Source organism: Streptomyces sp. NPDC028368 (assembly GCF_055565615.1).
This window is the reverse complement of the sequence record NZ_JBVHTY010000013.1, coordinates 96,536-117,926: the sequence shown is the minus strand read 5'-3', so window position 1 is coordinate 117,926 and position 21,391 is coordinate 96,536. Positions and strand designations below refer to the sequence as shown.

General features: G+C 71.1%; 19 protein-coding genes. 10 read left to right on the top strand and 9 right to left on the bottom strand.

The window, feature by feature from the left end; translation table 11 throughout:
• Nucleotides 1-6 precede the first annotated feature (6 nt).
• Complete coding sequence (locus ACZ4S3_RS27625; protein WP_467938709.1) at nucleotides 7-2,445, bottom strand: HAD-IC family P-type ATPase; 2,439 nt, start codon at nucleotides 2,443-2,445, stop codon at nucleotides 7-9.
• 58 nt (nucleotides 2,446-2,503) lie between these two features.
• The gene (locus tag ACZ4S3_RS27620) at nucleotides 2,504-2,779 is read right to left on the bottom strand and encodes a DUF2530 domain-containing protein (RefSeq protein ID WP_467938707.1); all 276 of its coding nucleotides are present in this window, start codon (nucleotides 2,777-2,779) and stop codon (nucleotides 2,504-2,506) included.
• Between the two features lie 260 nt (nucleotides 2,780-3,039).
• Here ACZ4S3_RS27620 and ACZ4S3_RS27615 point away from each other — a divergent pair, with 260 nt between their 5' ends.
• Nucleotides 3,040-4,509, top strand: coding sequence for an NCS2 family permease (locus tag ACZ4S3_RS27615; RefSeq protein WP_467938705.1), 1,470 nt, complete (start codon nucleotides 3,040-3,042; stop codon nucleotides 4,507-4,509).
• Nucleotides 4,510-4,551: 42 nt separating this feature from the next.
• Here ACZ4S3_RS27615 and ACZ4S3_RS27610 read toward each other — a convergent pair whose 3' ends face one another.
• Nucleotides 4,552-4,740 (bottom strand): ribbon-helix-helix protein, CopG family, encoded by a 189-nt coding sequence (locus tag ACZ4S3_RS27610; protein WP_362706092.1) that lies wholly within the window; start codon nucleotides 4,738-4,740, stop codon nucleotides 4,552-4,554.
• Between the two features lie 151 nt (nucleotides 4,741-4,891).
• Here ACZ4S3_RS27610 and ACZ4S3_RS27605 point away from each other — a divergent pair, with 151 nt between their 5' ends.
• The 3 genes from ACZ4S3_RS27605 to thpR all read left to right on the top strand — a co-directional run bounded on the left by ACZ4S3_RS27605 (nucleotide 4,892) and on the right by thpR (nucleotide 7,672).
• A complete protein-coding gene (locus ACZ4S3_RS27605) occupies nucleotides 4,892-5,329 on the top strand; it encodes a MarR family winged helix-turn-helix transcriptional regulator (RefSeq protein ID WP_467938701.1) in 438 nt (145 codons plus the stop codon).
• Between the two features lie 28 nt (nucleotides 5,330-5,357).
• A complete protein-coding gene (locus ACZ4S3_RS27600) occupies nucleotides 5,358-6,860 on the top strand; it encodes an MFS transporter (RefSeq protein WP_467938699.1) in 1,503 nt (500 codons plus the stop codon).
• A gap of 236 nt (nucleotides 6,861-7,096) precedes the next feature.
• Nucleotides 7,097-7,672 carry an RNA 2',3'-cyclic phosphodiesterase gene (thpR, locus tag ACZ4S3_RS27595; RefSeq protein ID WP_467938697.1) on the top strand — a complete coding sequence of 192 codons (576 nt, stop codon included), beginning with the start codon at nucleotides 7,097-7,099 and terminating at the stop codon, nucleotides 7,670-7,672.
• A 233-nt stretch (nucleotides 7,673-7,905) separates the two neighbouring features.
• Here the strand turns inward: thpR and ACZ4S3_RS27590 are convergent, their stop codons facing one another.
• Nucleotides 7,906-8,904: an aldo/keto reductase gene (locus ACZ4S3_RS27590; protein WP_467938695.1), complete on the bottom strand. Its 999-nt coding sequence runs from the start codon at nucleotides 8,902-8,904 to the stop codon at nucleotides 7,906-7,908.
• Between the two features lie 209 nt (nucleotides 8,905-9,113).
• A complete protein-coding gene (locus ACZ4S3_RS27585; protein WP_467939024.1) occupies nucleotides 9,114-9,788 on the bottom strand; it encodes a GDSL-type esterase/lipase family protein in 675 nt (224 codons plus the stop codon).
• Between the two features lie 98 nt (nucleotides 9,789-9,886).
• Between ACZ4S3_RS27585 and ACZ4S3_RS27580 the strand changes: the two genes are divergently transcribed.
• Both ACZ4S3_RS27580 and ACZ4S3_RS27575 read left to right on the top strand, forming a co-directional pair.
• Nucleotides 9,887-10,879, top strand: a complete 993-nt coding sequence (locus tag ACZ4S3_RS27580) for a hypothetical protein (RefSeq protein ID WP_467938693.1) — start codon at nucleotides 9,887-9,889, stop codon at nucleotides 10,877-10,879.
• Between the two features lie 58 nt (nucleotides 10,880-10,937).
• Nucleotides 10,938-11,354: an ATP-binding cassette domain-containing protein gene (locus ACZ4S3_RS27575; protein WP_467938691.1), complete on the top strand. Its 417-nt coding sequence runs from the start codon at nucleotides 10,938-10,940 to the stop codon at nucleotides 11,352-11,354.
• Here the strand turns inward: ACZ4S3_RS27575 and ACZ4S3_RS27570 are convergent, their stop codons facing one another.
• Nucleotides 11,355-11,756 (bottom strand): PPOX class F420-dependent oxidoreductase, encoded by a 402-nt coding sequence (locus tag ACZ4S3_RS27570; protein ID WP_467938689.1) that lies wholly within the window; start codon nucleotides 11,754-11,756, stop codon nucleotides 11,355-11,357.
• 176 nt (nucleotides 11,757-11,932) lie between these two features.
• Here ACZ4S3_RS27570 and ACZ4S3_RS27565 point away from each other — a divergent pair, with 176 nt between their 5' ends.
• Nucleotides 11,933-12,715 carry a DUF6333 family protein gene (locus ACZ4S3_RS27565; RefSeq protein WP_467938687.1) on the top strand — a complete coding sequence of 261 codons (783 nt, stop codon included), beginning with the start codon at nucleotides 11,933-11,935 and terminating at the stop codon, nucleotides 12,713-12,715.
• Here the strand turns inward: ACZ4S3_RS27565 and ACZ4S3_RS27560 are convergent.
• Nucleotides 12,712-14,145 carry an MFS transporter gene (locus ACZ4S3_RS27560; RefSeq protein WP_467938685.1) on the bottom strand — a complete coding sequence of 478 codons (1,434 nt, stop codon included), beginning with the start codon at nucleotides 14,143-14,145 and terminating at the stop codon, nucleotides 12,712-12,714. The two genes, ACZ4S3_RS27565 and ACZ4S3_RS27560, sit on opposite strands and share 4 nt — an antisense overlap.
• Before the next feature lie 94 nt (nucleotides 14,146-14,239).
• Here ACZ4S3_RS27560 and ACZ4S3_RS27555 point away from each other — a divergent pair, with 94 nt between their 5' ends.
• Complete coding sequence (locus tag ACZ4S3_RS27555) at nucleotides 14,240-14,578, top strand: winged helix-turn-helix transcriptional regulator (RefSeq protein WP_467938683.1); 339 nt, start codon at nucleotides 14,240-14,242, stop codon at nucleotides 14,576-14,578.
• Between the two features lie 68 nt (nucleotides 14,579-14,646).
• On the opposite strand, the gene serC is transcribed toward ACZ4S3_RS27555, so the two are convergent.
• Both serC and ACZ4S3_RS27545 read right to left on the bottom strand, forming a co-directional pair.
• A complete protein-coding gene (serC, locus tag ACZ4S3_RS27550; RefSeq protein WP_467938681.1) occupies nucleotides 14,647-15,765 on the bottom strand; it encodes a phosphoserine transaminase in 1,119 nt (372 codons plus the stop codon).
• A 114-nt stretch (nucleotides 15,766-15,879) separates the two neighbouring features.
• Nucleotides 15,880-16,863 (bottom strand): helix-turn-helix transcriptional regulator, encoded by a 984-nt coding sequence (locus ACZ4S3_RS27545; RefSeq protein ID WP_467938679.1) that lies wholly within the window; start codon nucleotides 16,861-16,863, stop codon nucleotides 15,880-15,882.
• A 54-nt stretch (nucleotides 16,864-16,917) separates the two neighbouring features.
• Between ACZ4S3_RS27545 and ACZ4S3_RS27540 the strand changes: the two genes are divergently transcribed.
• Together ACZ4S3_RS27540 and ACZ4S3_RS27535 are read left to right on the top strand one after the other, a co-directional pair.
• A complete protein-coding gene (locus tag ACZ4S3_RS27540; protein WP_467938677.1) occupies nucleotides 16,918-18,378 on the top strand; it encodes an FAD-binding oxidoreductase in 1,461 nt (486 codons plus the stop codon).
• 50 nt (nucleotides 18,379-18,428) lie between these two features.
• Entirely contained in the window at nucleotides 18,429-21,329 is a 2,901-nt protein-coding gene (locus ACZ4S3_RS27535) for an FAD-binding and (Fe-S)-binding domain-containing protein (RefSeq protein WP_467938675.1), read from the top strand.
• Nucleotides 21,330-21,391 lie beyond the last annotated feature (62 nt).

The following is a 21,391-nucleotide window of genomic DNA, read 5'->3' as shown; positions in this document are numbered from 1 at the left end:
GTTTCCTCAGGCGGGGTGGCGCCGCGCGACCCAGCGCCAGGTGGTCTCCAGGAGCGCGGCGGCGACGGCGGCGACGGCGACGGCGGCCCACGGCATCGTCGTGCCGACCAGGCGTAGGTCGAAGAAGCGTTGCAGCCATGGGGTGACGAGGACGACGAGGAAGCCCAGCGCCATGGCCAGGACCAGGGCGATACGCCACCAGGAGTAGGGGCGGGCGATGATCGCCAGGACCCACAGGGCGGTGAGGAAGAGGGTCAGGGTGGCGGCGCTGGTCTCGGCGGGTAGGGCGCCGGGGCCGGTGTAGTAGCTGCGGGCCAGGAGGTACGTGGCGAACGCGGCGGTGCCGGTGATGAGGCCGGAGGGGATGGCGTAGCGCATGACGCGGCGGACGAAGTGGGGCCGGGCGCGTTCCTTGTTGGGGGCGAGGGCGAGGAAGAAGGCCGGGACGCCGATGGTGAGGGTGGACAGGAGGGTGAGGTGGCGGGGGAGGTAGGGGTAGGGGATCTGCCAGCAGGCGACCAGGATTGCCAGAAAAACCGAGTAGACGGTCTTGGTGAGGAAGAGCGTGGCTACTCGGGTGATGTTGCCGATGACGCGGCGGCCCTCGGCGACGACGGAGGGGAGCGTGGCGAAGCTGTTGTTGAGGAGGACGATCTGGGCCACTGCGCGGGTCGCCTCGGAGCCGGCGCCCATGGCGACGCCGATGTCCGCGTCCTTGAGGGCCAGGACGTCGTTGACGCCGTCGCCGGTCATGGCGACGTTGTGACCGCGTGACTGGAGGGCGGTGACCATGTCGCGCTTCTGGCCGGGGGTGACGCGGCCGAAGACGGTGGCCTTGTCGAGGGCGGCGGCCATGGCGGCCGTATCGGGGGGAAGCTCGCGGGCGTCCACGGGGGAGTCGGCGCCGGGCAGGCCGAGTGTGCCGGCCACCGCGCCCACCGAGACCGCGTTGTCACCGGAGATCACCTTGGCCTGGACGCCCTGGTCGGCGAAGTAGCGGAGGGTGTCGGAGGCGTCGGGGCGCAGGCGTTGCTCGAGGACGACGAGGGCGGTGGGGCGGACGTTCCGGGTGATCTCGGGGTCCTCCAGGTCGCGGTCGGCGGCGGCGAGGAGGAGGACCCGCAGGCCCTGCGCGTTGAGGGTGTCGACCTCGGCCAGGGCCCGGTGGCCGGGCGGCAGCAGGACGTCGGGGGCGCCCAGGAGCCAGGCGGTGCGGTCGCCGTCGGGGGCCTGGAGCGAGGCGCCGCTGTATTTGCGGGCGGAGGAGAAGGGGAGGGAGCCGGTCGTGGTCCAGGTGGCGCCGGTGGCGGGGCAGGCGTCGATGATGGCCTGGAGGGAGGCGTTGGGGCGGGGGTCGGAGGCGCCCAGGGCGGCCAGTACGTGGCGGACGTACGGTTCCTCGGCGCCGTCCTGGAGGCGGAGTTCGCGGACGTCCATGCCGCCCTCGGTGAGGGTGCCGGTCTTGTCGAGGCAGACGACATCGACCCTGGCCAGGCCCTCGATGGCCGGCAGTTCCTGGACGAGGCACTGTTTGCGGCCGAGCCGGACGACACCGATGGCGAAGGCCACGGAGGTCAGCAGGACCAGGCCCTCGGGGATCATGGGAACGATGCCGGCGACCATGCGGCGGATGGCTTCGTCGATCGGCAGCCGGAGGGTGAGCAGATGGCTGAGGATGAGCCCGAGGGCGGTCGGAATCATCATCCAGGTCACGTATTTGAGGATCTGGCTGATGCCGGTGCGCAGTTCGGAGTGGACCAGGGTGAACCGGCTGGCCTCCTCGGCGAGCTGGGCGGCGTAGGCCTCGCGGCCGACCTTGGTGGCGGTGAAGGCGCCATTGCCCGCGACGACGAAGCTGCCGGACATCACCGGGTCGCCGGGTTTCTTCAGGACCGGGTCGGCCTCGCCGGTCAGCAGCGATTCGTCGACCTCCAGGCCGTCGGTCTCCAGGACCTCGCCGTCGACGATGACCTTGTCGCCGGGCCCTAGTTCGATGACGTCGTCGAGGACGACCTCGGAGGTGGGGATCTCGGCGGCCGCGCCGTCGCGGCGGACGGTCGGGCGGGCCTCGCCGATGACCGCCAGGTTGTCCAGGGTCTTCTTGGCGCGGAGCTCCTGGACGATGCCGATGCCGGTGTTGGCGACGATGACGAAGCCGAACAGGCCGTCCTGGATCGGGCCGACGACGAGGATGATCACGAAGAGCACGCCGATGATCGCGTTGAACCGGGTGAAGACGTTGGCGCGGATGATCTCGGCGGCGGAGCGGGAGGAACGTACGGGGACGTCATTGACCTCGCCCCTGGCCACCCGTTCGGCGACCTCGGCGGAGGTCAGGCCGGGGTGCGCCACTGCGTGGACGGGCCGGCGGGCGGGGGGCCGGCGGCCGGGCCGCCCGTCGCCCGGTCCGGGTTCGTTGACCTCGGTCCTCGCCCGATCCGTCATGTACTCGACGGTACGGGGGGAACGCGGCCCGCACCTGCCGGGAGTGTGACGACAGGCCCTAAGCGGGTTCGTCCGCCGCCGCGTGCTTGAGGGCGGCGTCCCGCTTGATGGCGGCGTCGCGCTTGCGCACGTACCAGATGCCGAGCAGGCCGAGGGCGCCACCGGCCAGGCAGGTCCAGATCAGCTCGGTGCGGTCGTGGTCGGCGTACCAGCCGTAGAAGGGGAGCTGGGCGAGGAAGAGCACGAACCAGATGACGGTGCCGCCGATGATCGTGCCGACGACGGGACCTTCGAGGGGCGCCGGGGCCTCGCGCAGTTCGGACTTCTTCCACATGGGAGCAAGCTTACGGGGAGGGGGAGAGGCGGGTGCCGACGGTGCCGGTGCCGGATTCGGGGCCGTACGGCGCAAGGGTCTACGCGCGGAGATAGCGATCAAAGCATTGTTTATTCATACTGAACCTTTCTGGGTCTGACGGGATTCGATCGTTGATTCATCCAATCTGATCCGGTTGATTGTGCTTTCGCTTGTGTTCGTGTTCCGGGCACATGGCCCCCCCCGCGCCTGCTCCAAGGCCCGTCCGACTGAGGTCCCGCATGCCCCCCTCGGCCACCACGCCGGTCGACACCGTCAAGAACCCGGCTCCGAAGCCGCAAGGCGGCTTCGACCGCTTCTTCAAGATTTCCGAGCGGGGGTCGACGGTCGGCCGCGAACTCCGCGGCGGACTGGCGACGTTCTTCGCGATGGCCTACATCATCGTGCTGAACCCGATCATCCTCGGCGCCGGCGTCGACAAGTTCGGCCATCACCTCGACAACGGCCAGCTGGTCACCGCCACCGCGCTGATGGCCGGGCTGAGCACCGTCCTGATGGGCCTGATGGGCAACGTCCCGATCGCCATCGCCGCCGGCCTCGGCATCAACGCCGTCGTCTCGCTCCAGCTCGCCCCCAAGATGAGCTGGCCGGACGCGATGGGCATGGTCGTGCTCGCCGGTCTGGTGCTGATGATCCTGGTGGCCTCCGGCCTGCGGCAGCGGGTGATGGACGCGATCCCCGGCGGGCTGCGGCGCGCCATCGCCATCGGCATCGGCATGTTCATCTCGCTGGTGGGCCTGGTGGACGCGGGCTTCGTGACCCGTAATCCGGACGCCGCGCACACCACCGTGCCGATGGGCCTGGGCCAGGGCGGTCAGCTCCAGGGCTGGCCGGTGCTGGTGTTCGTCATCGGTCTGGTGCTGATGTTCGTCCTGACCGTACGGAAGACCAAGGGCGCGATCCTCATCGGCATGGTGACGATGGCCGTGGTCGCGATCATCATCAATGCCGTCGCAGATATTCCGGACGCGGCATGGGGGCTGGCCGTCCCGAACGTCCCCGAGAAGATCATCGGCGCGCCGGACTTCGGCCTGATCGGCCACATCAGCCTCTTCGGCGGCTTCAAGGAAGTCGGCGTGCTGACCGGCTGCCTGTTCGTCTTCACGGTGCTGCTGTCCGGCTTCTTCGACGCGATGGGCACCATCATCGGTGTCGGCGAGGAGGCCGGGCTGCTGAACAACGAGACCGGCCAGCTGCCGAACATGGGCCGGATCCTGATGGTCGACGGCATCGCGGTCGCGGCCGGCGGCGCGGGCTCCGCCTCCGCCAACACCTGCTTCGTGGAGTCCACGGCCGGTGTCGGCGAGGGAGCCCGTACGGGCCTCGCCAACCTCATGACCGGCGGGCTGTTCCTCCTCGCGCTGATCTTCACGCCGCTGGCGACGGTCGTCCCGTCACAGGCCGCCACGCCAGCGCTGCTCGTCGTCGGCTTCCTGATCCTGGCCGCGAACGTCAAGGACATCGACTGGGGCGACTTCACCGTCGGCATCCCGGCGTTCCTGACGGTGATCTCGATGCCGTTCACGTACAGCATCACCAACGGCATCGGCATCGGTGTGCTGTCGTACATCCTGCTGCGCACGGCGACCGGCCGGTTCAAGCAGATCCCGTGGCTGCTGGACGTGGTCGGGCTCTGCTTCCTCGTCTACTTCCTGCTGCATCCGATCGAGCAGGCACTGGGCGTCAAGTGACCGACGGCGGGCCGCCTCGTGCGGGCGGCGCGCCGGAGGGCCTCACAACGGCGGCGCCTCGTAGAACCGCTCCGTCTCGTCGACCGACGTCTTGAAGCGTTCGTCGAAGTCATCACGGATGAGCGTCCGGACCACATAGTCCTGGACGCTCATTCCGCGTTTTGCGGCGTGCTGCCGAATGCGCTCCAGCAGCTCCCCGTCCACGCGCAGGCTGAGCACTCTCGATCCCATAGGGACACGGTCTCGGTACGAGCCGGTCAGGCGGGCCGCTTTCGGCTGCGTCCTCACCCATATGGGTGAGCGAGGGGGCGTTCCGATGGAGCTCGGGGCGGCGCCCGCTCATGGCTTTACTTAGAAAAGGTAATGAGTTATGCTAACGACCATGCCGGAACTGTCCAGCGGCGACGACGCTGCCGCCGTGAGTGCTCTGCGGGGCGCCGTGATGCGCCTGTCCCGTCGACTCAAGAACCAGCGGGTCGACGAGTCGCTGAGCCCCACCGAGATGTCGGTGCTCGGTACCCTCGCCCGGTGCGGCAGCGCCACGCCGGGCGAGCTGGCCCGTAAAGAGCATGTGCAGCCGCCGTCGATGACCCGCATCGTGGCGATGCTGGAGGCCAAGGGGCTGGTCCGGCTGGAGCCGCACCCCGACGACCGCCGCCAGAAGGTCGTCACGCAGACAGAACAGGCCGAGGCGATGCTCGCGGAGAGCCGCCGTAAGCGCAATGCCTGGCTCGCCGAGCTGGCCTCCGGGCTGGACGATGACGAGTGGGCCAAGGTACGGGCCGCAGCTCCCGTGCTGGAGAAACTCGCCCAGCTGTAAAACCCCAGGCCTAGGAGGCGAAGCCACTTTGAGTACGGGATCCGGAGCACACTCCGCCCCCGCACCGAACTCCGACCACGACACGGTTTCCGACGACGCGACCGCGACCACGCCGGGCCCCGCCCCGGGTGTCGCCGCCGACCCCGCCGCCACACCGCGCAAGGGCACGTTCAGTTCGCTGAGGATCCGCAACTACCGCCTCTTCGCCACCGGCCAAGTGGTGTCCAACACCGGCACCTGGATGCAGCGCATTGCCCAGGACTGGCTGGTGCTGAGCCTGACCGGCTCGTCCGCGGCCGTCGGTATCACCACGGCGCTGCAATTCCTGCCCATGCTGCTCTTCGGGCTCTACGGCGGCGTGATCGCCGACCGCTTCGCCAAGCGCAAGCTGCTGCTCTTCACCCAGTCCGCGATGGGGCTGACCGGACTTGTCCTGGCGGTGCTCACCCTCAGTGGCCAGGTGCAGGTCTGGCACGTCTACCTGGTGGCCTTCCTCCTCGGCCTGGTCACCGTCGTCGACAACCCCTCCCGGCAGGTCTTTGTCTCCGAGATGGTCGGCCAGGAGGATCTGCGCAACGCCGTCAGCCTCAACTCCGCCAACTTCCAGTCCGCCCGGCTGATCGGCCCCGCCGTCGCCGGCGTGCTGATCACCGCCTTCGGCAGCGGCTGGGCCTTTCTCTTCAACGGCCTGTCCTTCGCGGCGCCGGTCATCGGACTGCTGATGATGCGGACGTCCGAGCTCCACAAGGTCACAACCGTCGCCCGCGGCAAGGGCCAGCTGCGGGAGGGCCTGCGCTATGTCTCCGGGCGACCCGAGCTGATCTGGCCCATCGTCCTGGTCGGCTTCATCGGCACCTTCGGCTTCAACTTCCCGATCTGGCTGACCGCCTTCGTCTACCACGTCTACCACGCCGGTGCCGGCACATACGCCCTGTTCAACGGCCTGATGGCGGCCGGATCGCTGATCGGCGCACTGCTCGCGGCCCGGCGCGCCGCCTCCCGGCTGCGGCTGCTGGTCGGCGCGGCGGTGATTTTCGGCGCCCTGGAGGTCATGGCCGCGCTCGCGCCGTCCTTCTGGATCTTCGCGGCGCTGCTCGTCCCCATCGGCGTCTTCGGCCTGACGATCAATGTCACCGCCAACTCCAGCATCCAGATGGCCACCGATCCGCTGATGCGCGGCCGGGTGATGAGCCTGTTCATGATGGTCTTCGTGGGCGGCACACCGCTCGGCGCCCCGCTGGTCGGCTGGGTCACCGACACCTTCGGCGCCCGGACCGGCTTCGTGGCGGGCGGCGTGGTCTCCGCCGGAGCCGCGGCGGCCATCGGTCTGATCCTCGCCCGGGTGGGCGGGCTGCGGCTGAAGATAGACCTGCGGCGGGGGCGCCGGCATGTGGCGTTCGTGGCGCGGGGAGTGCCGGGGCCCACGGTCGCTGCATCCGGCGGGGCTGCCGGGGCGGCGGAACCCGGGGACGCCGGGGCAGCTGAGGAAGCCGGGGAATCCGAGGGGAAGCGGGTCGCCGTGACGGCCTGAGAGCGGTGCGTGCCGTGGCCCCGGGCGCTCGCGCACGGCGGCCGGGGCCGGCGCCGGGAAAGCGGCCGGCGGCAGGCCCTGCAGGCCCTGGCCCATGGCCCTGACTCGGGGTCATGGGGGTGGTACGCGCCCTGCCCGGGGCTCGTCCTTCTGCGCCGGGCCCCGGACTCGGACCCCGGCGCCGGGACGGCGTCAATCCCTGCGGCGCGACCGCCCCCTGGGCGAGACTGGACCGTATGAGACTCTTTGCCGCCGTACTGCCGCCCGCGCCCGTCATCGCCGAACTGGCCGACGAGGTAGCGCAGTTGAAGGCACTGCCGCAGGCGGAGCGGCTGCGCTGGACCGGGCCGGACGGGTGGCATTTCACGCTGGCGTTCTACGGCGAGGTGGCGGACGACGTGCTGCCCGAGCTGCGGGAGCGGCTGGCGCGGGCCGCGCGGCGGCATGCGCCGTACGAGCTGCGGATCGTCGGCGGCGGCCGCTTCGGCGACCGGGTGGTGTGGGCGGGGGCCGAGGGTGAGCTGGCCGTCATGCGGAAGCTGGCGGACTCGGCGGAGGCGGGGGCGCGCCGGGCCGGAGTGGAGAGGGACGAGCACCGCACATACCGCCCGTATCACCCGCATCTCACGCTTGCCAGGAACCGCGTCGAGCACCTGCATCTCGCCGCCTTCGCGGCCGGCATGGACGGCTTCGAGGGCACACCGTGGACCGTCCGGGAGCTGGCGCTGATGCGCAGCCATCCCCCGGTGCCGGGCGTCGAGGGCAGTCAGCCGCGGTACGAGAAGCTGGCCTCCTGGCCCCTGGGGCACTGACCGGCCCCGGGCCGCCGAGGCGCTCGGATCCGTTCCGGTTACGCTCATCGGGTGGACCCCAAAACCCGTAACCGGATCATGTCCGGACTTTTTGCCGTGCTGCTTGTCGTCGTGATTGTGGCGGCGGCCATGCGCTAAGGGCCGGTGGACGTGCCGAGGGCGCCCGGCGGCCCCGGCCGGCCGTACGGCGACACCCGGTGGGCAGCCTGAGCCGGCCACCGGGTGCGCCTCGCTCACCAGGCGAAGGCCTCCGGGGACGGGCCGGGTCCCGGGAAGATCTCGTCGAGGGACGTCAGCACCTCCTCCGGCAGCGTCAGCTCGACGGCGCGCAGTGCGGAGGCGAGCTGTTCGGTGGTGCGCGGGCCGACGATCGGGCCGGTCACCGCGGGCCGGGTCAGCAGCCAGGCCAGCGCGACCTCGCCGGGCCGCAGGCCGTGCTTGTCGGCCAGGTCCTCGTACGCCTGGATCTGCGCGCGGATCACCGAGTTGGCCAGCGCGTCGGCGGAGCGCCCGGAGTTCGTACGGCCCGCGCCGCCCTCCTGCTCCTTGCGGATGGCGCCGCCCAGCAGCCCGCCGTGCAGCGGCGACCAGGGGATGACCCCGAGGCCGTACCCCTCGGCGGCCGGGATGACCTCCATCTCGGCCCGCCGCTCGGCGAGGTTGTAGAGGCACTGCTCGCTGACCAGGCCGAGCGAACCGCGGCGCGCGGCCGTCTCGTTGGCGCGGGCGATATGCCAGCCGGCGTGGTTGGACGACCCGGCATAGAGGATCTTGCCCTGCTGGACGAGGACGTCGATGGCCTGCCAGATCTCGTCCCAGGGCGTGTTCCGGTCGACGTGGTGGAACTGGTAGAGGTCGATGTGGTCGGTGCCCAGGCGCTTGAGGCTGGCGTCGACCGCGCGCCGGATGTTGAGCGCGGAGAGCTTGTGGTGGTTGGGCCAGACCGGGTCGCCCTCGGTCCCCATGTTCCCGTAGACCTTGGTGGCCAGCACGGTCTTGTCGCGGCGGCCGCCGCCCTTGGCGAACCAGGAGCCGACGATTTCCTCCGTGCGGCCCTTGTTGGCGCCCCAGCCATAGACATTGGCGGTGTCGAAGAAGTTGACGCCCGCCTCGAGAGCGGCGTCCATGATCGTGTGACTGTCGGCCTCGTCCGTCTGCGGGCCGAAGTTCATGGTGCCGAGGACCAGTCGGCTGACCTGGAGTCCGGTGCGTCCGAGCTGCGTGTACTTCATGGTTGGTCAGCCAACGCCTTGGAGTGCGCTCGAATCAAGGGTGGGCACGGGTGCGTCGGGTGGTTTCGCGGGCGGCCGCGAAGGGGCGGCGGGTCCGGCGGGGTCATCGAACAGAGGCGGCGCCCGCCGCGGACCCCGGCTCCGCCGCCGGCCCCGGAACCCCGGCGCGACCCGTACCCGTACAAGTACCCGTACCCGTACCCGTACGCCTACCGGTACTTGTACGGCCCGCCGACTCCCCAGGCCTGCTGCATCGCATCGGCGAACGCCCCCGCCAGCAGATGCTCCCCCAGGGCCGACGGATGCGTCCCGTCATACGTAGCGCTCTCGATCTGCCACTCGTTTGGCTCGGAGGTCAGCAGCAACGGCGAGCCGGGCGTGGAGAGATCGGCGACCGCCTTGGCCAGCAGCTCGTTGAACCGCTCCCGCTCCGCCCCGAACGCGGTATCCGTCGCGGCCCGCACATTGCGTATCACGGGCATCAGCACCGCCCGTATGTGCGGGGCCGCCGCCCGCGCCCCGGTCATGAAGCGCCGCACATTCTCCGCGGTCTGCTCGGCGTTCGTATAGAACCCGAGGTCTATCAGCCCGAGCGACACCAGCAGCGTGTCGGCCTCGTACCGGCGCACCGCGTCGCCGATGAGCGGCGCCATGTGCAGCCAGCCCTCGCCCCATCCGGCGAGGTGCCCGCGCGCCTCCTCGGGAAAGCCGGGGTCCCCGTAGTCGTACGAGGTGAGCGTGTCCCGGGCGGTGTCGTGGAGCGCGTGGCGCGGTCCGACGATGCGGTACGGGCCGTCGAACGTCGCGTTCAGGTGCTGCCACATGCGGTAGCGCCATGTGAAATCGCCGGTGGTGCCGATGGTCATCGAGTCACCGACGCACATGATCCTCATCCGGTCATGATGGCCGAGAAACCTTACTGCCCGGTACGTGACGCTGGACACGCTCCGCGTCCGGCGGTCCGGGATGGCAGTCTTTGCCCATGCGTTCGCTTCTGTGCGCGGCCGGTGCCGCGGGGATTCTGTGGGCGGCGGTCGGTCCGGCCGCCGCCGCCGAGCCCGACGGCTTCACCATCAGCGACTCCCGGATCACCGAATCCAGCGGGCTGGCCGCCAGCCGCGCGCACCCCGGGATCTACTGGACCCACAACGACAGCGACGACGGCCCGTACGTCTACGCCGTCGACGGCAAGTCCGGCCGTACGGTCGCCCGGATCACGCTGCGCGGCATCGGCTCGCCGCGCGATGTGGAGGCGATCTCGATCGGTCCGGACGGGAACATCTACGTCGGCGACATCGGCGACAACCTCGGCGGCACATGGAACCACGTATGGATCTACCGCTTCCCCGAGCCGAAGCGGCTGCGCGATGCCACCGTCACCGCCGCCCAGTTCACCGTGAAGTACGCCGACGGGCCGCGGGATGCGGAGGCGCTGATGGTGCATCCCAAGACCGGCCGGGTCTATATCGCCAGCAAGAAGCAGGACGGCGGCGGCGCGCTCTACGAGGGTCCGCGGCGGCTGACGGCCACCGGCACCAACACCTTCCGCAAGGTCGCGCCGATCGATCTGTGGGTGACCGACGGGGCGTTCTCGCCGGACGGCTCCCGGCTGGTGATGCGCAGCTATTTCGGGGCCCGGATGTATCGCTGGCAGGACGGCCGGCCGAAGGACATCGGCAGTGTGGGTGTGCCGATCCAGCAGCAGGGGGAGTCGGTGACCTTCACCCCGGACGGCCGGACGCTGATGTACGGGTCCGAGGGCAACGACAGCGAGGTCAAGCCGGTCGGGCTGAGCGATGCGCAGCTGCCGGAGTCGGCGCGGGACGATGCGGCGCCGGGGTCCCCTGACCACGGCGAAACGGGAAAGGGCGGCGGTGCGGAGTCGAAGCCGGGTTTCACCCAGGGCGTGCCGGTGCTCGTGGTGGCGGCGGCATTGATCGTCGTGCTCCGGAAGGTGCTGCGCCGGCGCTCATGAGGCCGCTGCCGAGTTCATCGCCGCCGCGGCCGGAATCCAGGCGACCTTCGGCGGGATCGTGCTGCAGGCCGGCATGGCCGTCGAGGGCATCCGGCTGTTCGGCCACTACCTCGACCTGATGGACACCCCGGACGAACTCTCCTCCGGCGACGCCCCGGCCGGCCCGCTCAAGGACATGATCGAGCTGCGCGATGTGTGGTTCCGCTACGACCCGACCAGGCCCTGGGTGCTGCGCGGGGTGACCCTGCGGGTCCCGGCCGGCACGGCGGTCGGCCTGGTAGGCAAGAACGGCGCGGGCAAGAGCACGCTGGTCAAGCTGCTGTGCCGGTTCTACGATCCGGTGCGCGGAGCGATCCTCTGGGACGGCGTGGACATCCGCACCATGGACGTCGCGGAGCTGCGCCGCTTCGGCTATGTCCCGGCGGACGCCGTCCTCGGTGTGGTGATGGCCTGCCGTCGCGGCACCGTCAGCTGATCACCCGTCGATGAGCCGCAGCTCGTAATGGAGCGTCTTCTCCTTCTTGAGGCGGTGCGCCAGCGGCACCAGAAGCCCATGGATCAACGGATACTTACGCGTCAGCGAGCGTTCGGCGCGGCGGTATTCGCGGGTCTGCGGGTCGAGCAGCCGTACCCGGGCCTTATGGGTGGGACCGGTCGGACGGCCGCGCCAGGTGGCCGCGCAGATCTCCACCTCCGGAAAGTTCCGCATCCGCCTGGTCTTCCAGGCGCTGCCGTAGGTGCGGAGATAGGCGTGGTCGCCGTCGACGGCGATATTGACCGGTGTCCCGACGCCGGTGCCGTCCCGCTTGTACGTGGTGAGCAGGATCGCCCCCTGGCGTGCGAACTCGGCGAGGCCGGGGCTCGGTGCAGTCGTCATGGCTCCATACAGGCACATCTGGCCCGTTTCGTCACTCCGCGATGCGTCCGTTCGGGTGTTTTTTCGGACGCTCGTGCGAGTGGTACGGGCGACGATCCGCCGCGTCGCCCTCCAGTGGCGCGGCCTGGACCGGCGTCCGAAGTGTGGTGTCAGTGGCCGCAGTTAGGGTTCCGGCCATGCCGAACGCGAACGATGAAGAGATGCCGGACGCGAAGCCCGAGGAGGACCCCGAGGAGGGCCCCGAGGAGGAGCTCGACTGGGTCAGACCGAATGACAGCCACACCGAACTGACCCTGTTCTTCCCGCCGTTCACCCACCCGGATGCGCCTGGCGGCCCGCCGGCCCCGGACCGGCACGACCCGGTGCGCGCCCGCCGGATCATCGAGTCGCTGAGCACCGTCGCGGAGGTCCTGGAACAGCTCCCGGACTGCCGCGTGGAGGATCTGGAGGCGCCCGAGGTACGCGACGACCTCGAGATCGTCGCGGTCGGATGCTGGGGCGGCATCGTGCAGATCACCGAGCCCGCGCTGGGTGACCACGGCCTCTCGTGCCCGATCCAGGAAGAGGTCCATGGCCTGCGACAGCTGTACCCCGAGGCCCGGATCGTCGGGACGGTGTCCATGGATTACGGGCTGACCTACAACCATCACGTGGTGGATCTGCCCGGGGCCGGCGATCTGGAGATCGCGGGATGGAACGACGAGAACGGCCTTCAGGTCGCCGGCGACCCGGCCCGGATGCTGCGCGCCATAGGCATCGATCCCGCATCGGTCCAGGACGAGGGCATCGACTTCACCGACCTGGACCACTGCCTCTGGGACGCGTACACCGGCCTGTTCCTCGGCGACTTCTCCGACATCGCCTATGAAGCCATGTCCGCCCTGGAGGTGTCGGTCTTCCGGGTCCGCCGCTCGGAACAGGCCCAGAGCGACATCGAGGACGCATGGTTCGGTGATTAGGGCCTGTCCTGGCCCGCCCCGGTATCGCGCCTCCGCGCCACCGCCACCAGCCCCGCCGTAACGGCCAGTCCCACGGCCGCCACGGCACACACCGCGGCGAACCCGGCGCCATGGACACCGCCGGCCGCGTTCAGCACGGTGCCCAGAACGGCGACGCCCAGGCCCGCTCCCAGTTCGAAGGCGGTCTCCTGGACGGCGGCGGCCTCGCCGGAGCGTTCCGGGCGGGCCGCGCCCATGATGGCGTCGGCGCCCAGTGTCATGACGATGCCGGCGCCGTAACCGGCCACCATGAGCAGGGGGACGAGCGGCCCGTAGGCGCCGGTGTCGCCGGATGCCGCCGGCGCCGCCAGCGCGACCAGTGCGGCCGCGAAGGCGGCGAGAGCCCCGGTCAGCGACCACCGATGGCCCCAACGGCCCGCTATCCATGGCGCATTGACGGCCCCGCCGGCATTGGCCGCCGCCAGCGGCATCAGCGCGAGACCGGCGCGCAGCGGGGAGTAGCCGCCCACCTGCTGCAGCCATTGGGTGAAGAAGAACAGCAGGGCGACATAGCTGCCGAAGCAGACGACGACGCAGATCGTGGCCAGGGAGAAGCGGCGGTCGGAGAAGAGCGAGAAGTCCAGGAGCGGTTCGGCCAGCCGGCGCTGGCGCCGGATGAAGAGGCGGAGGAGAAGCGCGCCGGCGAGGGCGGTGAGGAGCGTGGCGGGGCTCACCGCGAGGTGCCCGCCCGCCTGCTTCAGGGAGTGGACGACGGCCGCCAGCCCGGCGATCGACAGGACGACACTGGTGAGGTCCCAGCGGCACGGCGTCGGATTCCTCGACTCGGGGATGACCCGGGCGCCGATGACCAGAACGGCCGCGGCGATCGGCACATTGACGAGGAACGCCGCGCCCCAGCCCCAGCGTTCGGTCACCGCGCCGCCCACCAGGGGGCCGATGGCCGCGCCCACGCTGTGGGCCGCCGTCCAGATGCCGAGGGCGACGGAGCGCTCGCGGGCGTCGGGGAAGACGACGCGGATGACGGCCACCGTCGACGCCATGATCATCGCGGCTCCGGCACCGAGGGCGACCCGGGCGGCAATCAGCTCCCCCGTCGTCGAGGAGCAGGCCGCCGCCGCGGAAGCCAGCCCGAACAGCGCGAACCCGCCGAGCACCATGCGTTTACGGCCGATCCGGTCGCCCAGGGTGCCGCAGGTCACGAGGAGCGAGGCGACCGTGAGGGCGTAGACATCGACGATCCACAGCAGCGCCGTGCTGCTGGGGTGCAACTCCCTGGTCATGGTGGGCACCGCGACATGCAGGACCGTCAGATCGATGCCGCACAGCAGCAGGCTGACGCACAGGACGGCCAGTACCGCCCATCGATTCCTCGAAGGTTCCCTTCCGTCAACTCGCGCCGCGGTAAGGCATTCCGTATCGCTGTCTGCCATGCGGAAACCCTCTGCTCTACTGAACAGGGAAACAAGTACGGTCAGAAAAGTGCCGTAGTACCACTCTGTATACCGACGTGGATAGGAAGGTTGCGTGCGCGGCGACGTACCGAACACCCAGGAATACTGCGCCATCGAAATCGCCATGGAAGTGCTGGGCGGCCGCTGGAAATTGGCCGTACTGAATCTGCTGCTGACACACGGCACCCTGCGCTTCGGTGAACTCAGGCGCGCCCTGCCGAGCATCACCCAGCGCATGCTCACCCGTCAGCTGCGCGAGATGGAGGCCGATGACCTGGTCATACGCACCGTCTACGGGGAGGTGCCGCCGAAGGTCGAGTACTCCCTGACGGAGACCGGCGCATCCCTGCGGGACATCGCGGCGCACCTCGACAGGTGGGGCCGCTGGTACCTGGAGAAACGAAAGGCATAGGCCCCGGCAGTTTCCTGCCGGGGCCTATGGCGATGCGCGCTACGGAAATCCGTGAACGGCGGCGGACGCTACAGCTTCTCGATGACGTAATCGATGCAGGCCGTCAGCGCCTCGACGTCCGACGGCTCGATGGCCGGGAACATCGCGACGCGCAGTTGGTTGCGGCCGAGCTTGCGGTACGGCTCGGTGTCGACGATGCCGTTGGCGCGCAGCGCCTTGGCGATGGCGGACGCGTCGATGTCGTCGTTGAAGTCGATCGTGCCGATGACCGCCGAGCGCTTGGCCGGGTCGACGACGAAGGGCGTGGCGTACTTGGAGTCCTCGGCCCAGCCGTAGAGGGTGCGCGCGGAGGTCGCGGTGCGGCGGACCGCCCAGTCCAGGCCGCCCTGGCCGTTGAGCCACTCCAGCTGCTCGTTGAGCAGGAAGAGGGTGGACAGCGCCGGGGTGTTGTACGTCTGGTTCTTCAGGGAGTTGTCGATCGCCGTCGGGAGCGAGAAGAACTCCGGGATGTGGCGGCCGGACGCGTGGATGGCGCGGGCGCGCTCCAGGGCGGCCGGGGAGAACGCCGCCAGCCACAGACCGCCGTCGGAGGCGAAGGACTTCTGCGGGGCGAAGTAGTAGACGTCGGTCTCGGCGATGTCCACGGGGAGGCCGCCGGCGCCGGAGGTGGCGTCGACCAGGACCAGGGAACCGGAGTCGGCGCCCGCGACGCGCTGGATGGGGGCCGCGACGCCGGTCGAGGTCTCGTTGTGGGTGAAGGCGTAGACGTCCACGCCCTCCTCGGCCTCCGGGTCCGGGTGGCTGCCCGGGTCGGCGGAGATGACGGTGGGCTCGGCCAGCCACGGCGCCAGCTTGGCGGCCTTGGCGAACTTGGAGGAGAACTCGCCGAAGGACAGGTGCTGGGACTTGTTCTCGATCAGACCGTGCGTCGCGATGTCCCAGAACGCGGTCGAGCCGCCGTTGCCCAGGACGACTTCGTAGCCCTCGGGGAGCTGGAAAAGGTCACGTACGCCGTCGCGCACCTTGCCGACCAGGTTCTTGACCGGGGCCTGGCGGTGGGACGTGCCGAGAAGAGAGGAACCGGTGGCGGCCAGGGCGCCGAGCGCCTCCGTACGCACCTTCGAGGGGCCCGCGCCGAAGCGTCCGTCGGCGGGCTTGATGTCAGCGGGAATCTGGATATCAGCCACGGAGGAAGCCTAATCCGTCACGGTACGTGCTTCGGCGGCGCGTCCACCCGGTGAGATGGAGATCAGTCGTTCGCCGAGACGGGCTCACACCGCCCGGCCCGTTGGACGCTCGCCCTACGGGCCCGTCTCGTCCCCGCCGTACATATCGCCGAGGGCCGCCGCCGCCCGCGCCATCACCCGCCGGGCCTCCGGCGGGTCCAGCACCTCCAGGGAGTCGCTGAACTGCAGCAGCTGGCGGACGGCCTCGACCACCGGGTACGCCAGCTCGACGACGGCCCAGCCGTCCTCATCCTCATCCTCACCCGTCCGGGGCGGTCCGGTCAGCGCGGGCCCCAGGATGCGTACGGCCAGATCCAGCCGGTCGCGGCGGATCCGGGCGGTCACCCGTACGCCCGCGGGCCGCTCCTCCACCTTGCGCCGCAGCTGCTGCCACACCTCGGCCAGCTCCACGCCCGCCCGGCGCCGCACCGGGGCGTCGGTGAGCGTCGCCGACGCCACCCGGTCGGCCCGGAAGAGCTGCGGGGTGCCGCGCCGGTCGGCCACCAGGTACCAGGTGCCCGCCTTGGCCACCAGGCCGTACGGATCGACGGTGTAGGTGCGTGGGCGGGTCTCGCCGCTGTGGCGATAACGGATGCGCAGCCGGTGGTCGGTGAAGACGGCGGTGTGGAGTTCGTTCAGGTCGACGGCGGGGCGGGGGCCCGCCAGCCATCTGTCGGGGTCCACCAGGATCCGGCGGCCGGTCAGTTCCGCGGCCGGGCGGTGCGGGGCGGGCAGCGCCGCCATCACCTTGCGCAGCGCGGAACCCAGCGCGTCGTCCAGCCCCAGCGCGGTGTGCGCGCCCTGTGCCGCCAGGATGAACAGGGCGCGCGCCTCATCGGTGGTCATCCCCGTCACGTCCGTACGGAAGCCGGGAAGCAGCGCGATCCCGCCGTGCCGCCCGCGCTCCGCATACACCGGCACCCCCGCCGCCGACAGCGACTCGATATCGCGGTAGACGGTCCGGGTGGAGACCTCCAGCCGCTCGGCGAGCTCGGAGGCGGGGACCCGGCCGCGGGTCTGGAGCAGCAGCAGGACGGACAGGAGACGGTCGGACTTCATATCCGGTTTTATATATGACGGCAGGTGTCAAGTTATGGCGCCAGAGTGCGGGGCATGCAGACGACGACCACCGCACCCGCCCAGGACCGGACCGCCACCACGGCGCTCGACCCGGCCGCCCTCACCGACCTCGCCCGCCGTGTCCGCGGCCCGGTCCTCCTCCCCGCCGACGAGGGCTATGACGCCGAACGGTCCGGCTTCCAGACGGCCTACGCCCACCGCCCGGCCGTCATCGTCGGCGCGCAGGACGCCGACGACGTGGTCGCCGCGGTGCGCTTCGCCCGGGACCAGGGGCTGCCGGTCGCCGTCCAGGCCACCGGACACGGGCTGTCCGCGGCCACCGACGGCGGGCTGCTGATCAGTACGCGGCGGATGTCGGGGGTGACGGTGGACACGGCGGCCGGCACCGCACGGGTCCAGGCGGGCGTGGTCTGGGGCCAGGTCATCGAGGCGGCCGCCCCGCACGGGCTCGCGCCGCTCAACGGCTCCTCCCCGGGCGTCGGCGTGATCTCGTACACCCTCGGGGGCGGGGTGGGCGTGCTGGCCCGCACCTACGGCTTCGCCGCCGACCACGTCCGCTCCCTCGACCTGGTCACCGCCGACGCCCGGCTGCTGCACCTCACCGCGGAGAGCGATCCCGAGCTGTTCGGGGCGCTCCTCGGGGGCGGCCACGGCTTCGGGGTGGTGACCGCGATGGAGTTCGCGCTGGTGCCGGTGGCCCGGCTGTACGGCGGGCAGCTGGTCTTCGGCGGTGAGCACCTCGACGAGGCGCTGGCGGCGTATCTGCGCTGGACCGAGACCATCCCGGACGAGCTGACCTCGTCGGTCGCGCTGATCGCGTACCCCGACATCCCCCAGCTGCCGGATACCCTGCGCGGCCGCTATCTCGCGCAGATCCGGATCGCGTACACGGGGAGCGCGGAGGACGGCGAGCGGCTGGTGGCGCCGCTGCGTGCGGTGGGCCCGCGGGTGAGCGACGATCTGCGCGAGATGCCGTACGCCGAGTCGGGCACCATCCACCGGGACCCCAGCGACCCGCACGCCTACGACGGCGACAATGCGCTGCTCAGCGGGCTGGACGCGGCGGCGCTGCGCCGGGTGGCCGCGCTGACCGGGCCGGCCGCCCCGATGATGGTCGTGGTCCAGCTCAACCACCTCGGGGGCGCAATGGGCGGGCGCGGCGGTGCCGTTGGCCACCGGGACGCCCGGTATGCGCTGCGGCTGCTGTCGCCGCTGAACGGAACGGATCCGGCGGCGGTACGGGCACGGCACGCCGAGGCGTTCGCGGCCGTCGCGCCCTGGCGGCTCGGCCGCAGCGTGAACTTCCTCTTCGGCGGACACGGAGAGCGGCCGGATGCGGCGGAGGTGGCGCGCAGCGTGCACGACGCCGATGAGAACCGGCGGCTGGCGGCCCTCAAGGCCGTCCACGACCCAAAGAACGTCTTCCGCTTCCACCCGGCCGGGGCCGCGGCGGAGGAACGTACGCCGGCCGCCGCCACCATTCCTGCGCACTGAACGGGCCCGTCGAAGGGCCATGAACCCGCTCCAGTGGGCAGGCTGGGGACATGGCTGATCGTACGGAGACGGAGAACCGGACCCTGGAGAAGGAGCTGACGGCGGCGGTACGAGGGGAGGTCTCGTTCGCCGCCGCCGACCGGGCGCTGATGACGATGGACGCGTCCAACTACCGGCGGGTGCCCCGGGCGGTGGTCGCGCCCCGGGACGCCGAGGACGTCGCCGCGGCGCTGCGGGTGTGCCGGGAGCACGGCGTGCCGGTCGTACCCCGCGGCGCCGGGACCAGTATCGCCGGGCAGGCGACCGGCGTCGGCGTGGTCCTCGACTTCACCCGCCATATGCGCCGCATCGTCGCGCTGGACCCGCAGGCCCGTACCGCGGTCGTGCAGCCGGGCGTCATCCTGGACGACCTCCGGGCCGCCGCCGCTCCGCACGGCCTGACCTTCGGCCCCGACCCCTCCACCCACAGCCGCTGCACCCTCGGCGGCATGATCGGCAACAACTCCTGCGGCTCCCACTCGGTGGCCTGGGGCACCACCGCCGACAGCGTGGGCGAGCTGGAGCTGCTGACATACGGCGGCGAGCGGGTGCGGGCCGGGCGGGGCACGGACGCCACGGGCGCACCCACCGGACTGCCGCCACGCCTTCGAGATGGTGTAAAGGCCCTGGTGGAGCGGGAGTTGGCCCTGCTGCGCACCGGATACCCGACCGGCCTTCCCCGCCGCATCTCCGGCTATGCGCTCGACGCCCTGCTGCCCGAGGCCGGCGCCGACCTCGCCCGCGCGCTCACCGGCAGCGAGGGCACCCTCGGCGTGCTGACGGAGGCGACCGTACGGCTGGTGGAGACCCCGGCGGCCCGGGTGCTCGCCGTCCTCGCCTACCCCGACGAGAGCGCCGCGGCCGAGGCCGCCCACACCCTCCTCCCGCATCATCCGATGACCGTCGAGGGGATGGCCGCCGACCTCGTGGGCTCCGCCGCCGGCCTCCCCAAGGGCGGCGCCTGGCTGTTCGTCGAGATGGGCGGCGCGAGCCCCGAGGAGGCCAGGGCGCACGCCGAGGCGCTGTGCCGGGCGGCGGAGGGCACCACCGACCACACCGTCGTCACGGACCCGGCCGGCCAACGGGCGCTGTGGCGCATCCGCGAGGACGCCTCGGGCACGGCGACCCGGACGGCGGACGGGGGAGAGGCCTGGCCGGGCTGGGAGGACTGCGCCGTGCCGCCCGCCCAACTGGGGGCGTATCTGAGGGACTTCCGCGCCCTCCTGGGTCAGTACGGCCTACGGGGCACCCCCTACGGCCACTTCGGCGACGGCTGCATCCACATCCGCATCAACTTCGACCTGCTCACCGCGCCCGGAATCCGCCGCTTCCGCGAATTCTCCTACGACCTGGGAGAGTTGGTGGTCTCCCACGGCGGCTCCCTCTCCGGCGAGCACGGGGACGGCCAGGCCCGCGCCGAACTTCTCCCCAAGATGTACGGCCCGGAGCTGGTCGGCGTCTTCGAGCGGTTCAAATCGCTCTGGGACCCGGCCGCCGGCCTCAACCCCGGCATGCTCGTCCGCCCCGCCCGCCTCGACGAGAACCTCCGCTTCGACGTACTGCCCAGGCGCCCGGTCCCGGTGGAATTCGGCTACCCGCACGACGGCGGCGACTTCTCCGCCGCCGTACGCCGCTGCGTGGGTGTCGCCAAATGCCGTAACACCACCTTGAGTTCCGGCTCCTCCGACGTCATGTGCCCCTCCTTCCGCGCCACCGGCGAGGAACAGCACTCCACCCGCGGCCGGGCCCGCCTCCTGCACGAGATGCTGGCGGGCGAGGTGATCACCGACGGCTGGCGCTCGCCCGAAGTCCACGACGCGCTCGACCTCTGCCTGTCCTGCAAGGGCTGCCGCACCGACTGCCCGGTGGGCGTCGACATGGCGACCTACAAGGCCGAATTCCTGTACCACCACTACGAGGGCCGCCGCCGCCCCGCCGCCCACTACTCCATGGGCCGCCTCCCGCAGTGGCTGCACGCCGCGGCCCCCGCCGCCCCCGCCCTCAACGCCCTCGCCCGCACCCCCCTGGCCGCCGTCGCCAAACGCCTCGGCGGCATCGCCCCCGAGCGCACCATCCCCTCCCTGGCCTCCGAACCCTTCACCCGCTGGTGGTGGCGCCGCCGGAAGTCCGACGCCGCCCCGGCCGCGGGCCGCACCGTGATCCTCTGGCCCGACACCTTCACCAACTTCCTCTCCCCGCAGGTCGGCCGGGCCGCGGTCAAGGTCCTGGAGGCGGCCGGCCTCCGCCCCCTCCTCCCCCCGACCGCACCCCTGCGCTCCGCGGGGACCCTGCCCCGCCGCCACCGCCCCCTGTGCTGCGGCCTGACCTACGTCTCCACCGGCCAGCTCGACCAGGCCCGCGCCGTCATGCGCCGTACGGTCGACATCCTCGACCCCCTGCTCTCGGCCGACCGCCCCCTGATCGTCCTCGAGCCGAGCTGCGCCGCCGCCCTCCGCACCGACCTCCCGGAACTCCTCTCCGGCGACCCCCGCGCCGCCCGCCTCGCCTCCTCCGTCATGACCTTCGCCGAAGCCCTGGTGACCCTGACCCCCGACTGGCGCCCGCCCCGCATCAACCGCCCCGTCGCCGGCCAGACCCACTGCCACCAGCACGCCGTACTGGGCGACGCGGCCGACCGCCACCTACGAGAACAGGCCGGCCTCACCGGCGACTTGAGCGGCGGCTGCTGCGGCCTGGCCGGCAACTTCGGCTTCGAGCGCGGCCACTACGAAGTCTCCGCCGCCTGCGCAGAGGACCAGCTCCTGCCCGCCGTGAGGGAGTCGGGGCCGGAGACGGAAATCCTCGCCGACGGCTTCTCCTGCCGCACGCAGCTCGCCCAGCTGGCCGACCGCCGGGGGCGGCATCTGGCGGAGGTGCTGGCGGAGGGGCTGGGGGAGACGGGGGAGCGATGATCCGGGGGCGGTCTGCGGACAGCGCAGTCCGCCACCCACCCCCGCTGGCCTGCTGACACGAC

Excerpts from the sequence above, each read along its gene's own strand:
- ACZ4S3_RS27625 (WP_467938709.1), bottom strand. The coding sequence starts at position 2,445 with ATGACGGATCGGGCGAGGACCGAGGTCAACGAACCCGGACCGGGCGAC.
- ACZ4S3_RS27620 (WP_467938707.1), bottom strand. The coding sequence starts at position 2,779 with ATGTGGAAGAAGTCCGAACTGCGCGAGGCCCCGGCGCCCCTCGAAGGT.
- ACZ4S3_RS27615 (WP_467938705.1), top strand. The coding sequence starts at position 3,040 with ATGCCCCCCTCGGCCACCACGCCGGTCGACACCGTCAAGAACCCGGCT.
- ACZ4S3_RS27610 (WP_362706092.1), bottom strand. The coding sequence starts at position 4,740 with ATGGGATCGAGAGTGCTCAGCCTGCGCGTGGACGGGGAGCTGCTGGAG.
- ACZ4S3_RS27605 (WP_467938701.1), top strand. The coding sequence starts at position 4,892 with ATGCCGGAACTGTCCAGCGGCGACGACGCTGCCGCCGTGAGTGCTCTG.
- thpR (WP_467938697.1), top strand. The coding sequence starts at position 7,097 with ATGAGACTCTTTGCCGCCGTACTGCCGCCCGCGCCCGTCATCGCCGAA.
- ACZ4S3_RS27590 (WP_467938695.1), bottom strand. The coding sequence starts at position 8,904 with ATGAAGTACACGCAGCTCGGACGCACCGGACTCCAGGTCAGCCGACTG.
- ACZ4S3_RS27585 (WP_467939024.1), bottom strand. The coding sequence starts at position 9,788 with ATGTGCGTCGGTGACTCGATGACCATCGGCACCACCGGCGATTTCACA.
- ACZ4S3_RS27580 (WP_467938693.1), top strand. The coding sequence starts at position 9,887 with ATGCGTTCGCTTCTGTGCGCGGCCGGTGCCGCGGGGATTCTGTGGGCG.
- ACZ4S3_RS27570 (WP_467938689.1), bottom strand. The coding sequence starts at position 11,756 with ATGACGACTGCACCGAGCCCCGGCCTCGCCGAGTTCGCACGCCAGGGG.
- ACZ4S3_RS27565 (WP_467938687.1), top strand. The coding sequence starts at position 11,933 with ATGCCGAACGCGAACGATGAAGAGATGCCGGACGCGAAGCCCGAGGAG.
- ACZ4S3_RS27560 (WP_467938685.1), bottom strand. The coding sequence starts at position 14,145 with ATGGCAGACAGCGATACGGAATGCCTTACCGCGGCGCGAGTTGACGGA.
- ACZ4S3_RS27545 (WP_467938679.1), bottom strand. The coding sequence starts at position 16,863 with ATGAAGTCCGACCGTCTCCTGTCCGTCCTGCTGCTGCTCCAGACCCGC.
- ACZ4S3_RS27540 (WP_467938677.1), top strand. The coding sequence starts at position 16,918 with ATGCAGACGACGACCACCGCACCCGCCCAGGACCGGACCGCCACCACG.
- ACZ4S3_RS27535 (WP_467938675.1), top strand. The coding sequence starts at position 18,429 with ATGGCTGATCGTACGGAGACGGAGAACCGGACCCTGGAGAAGGAGCTG.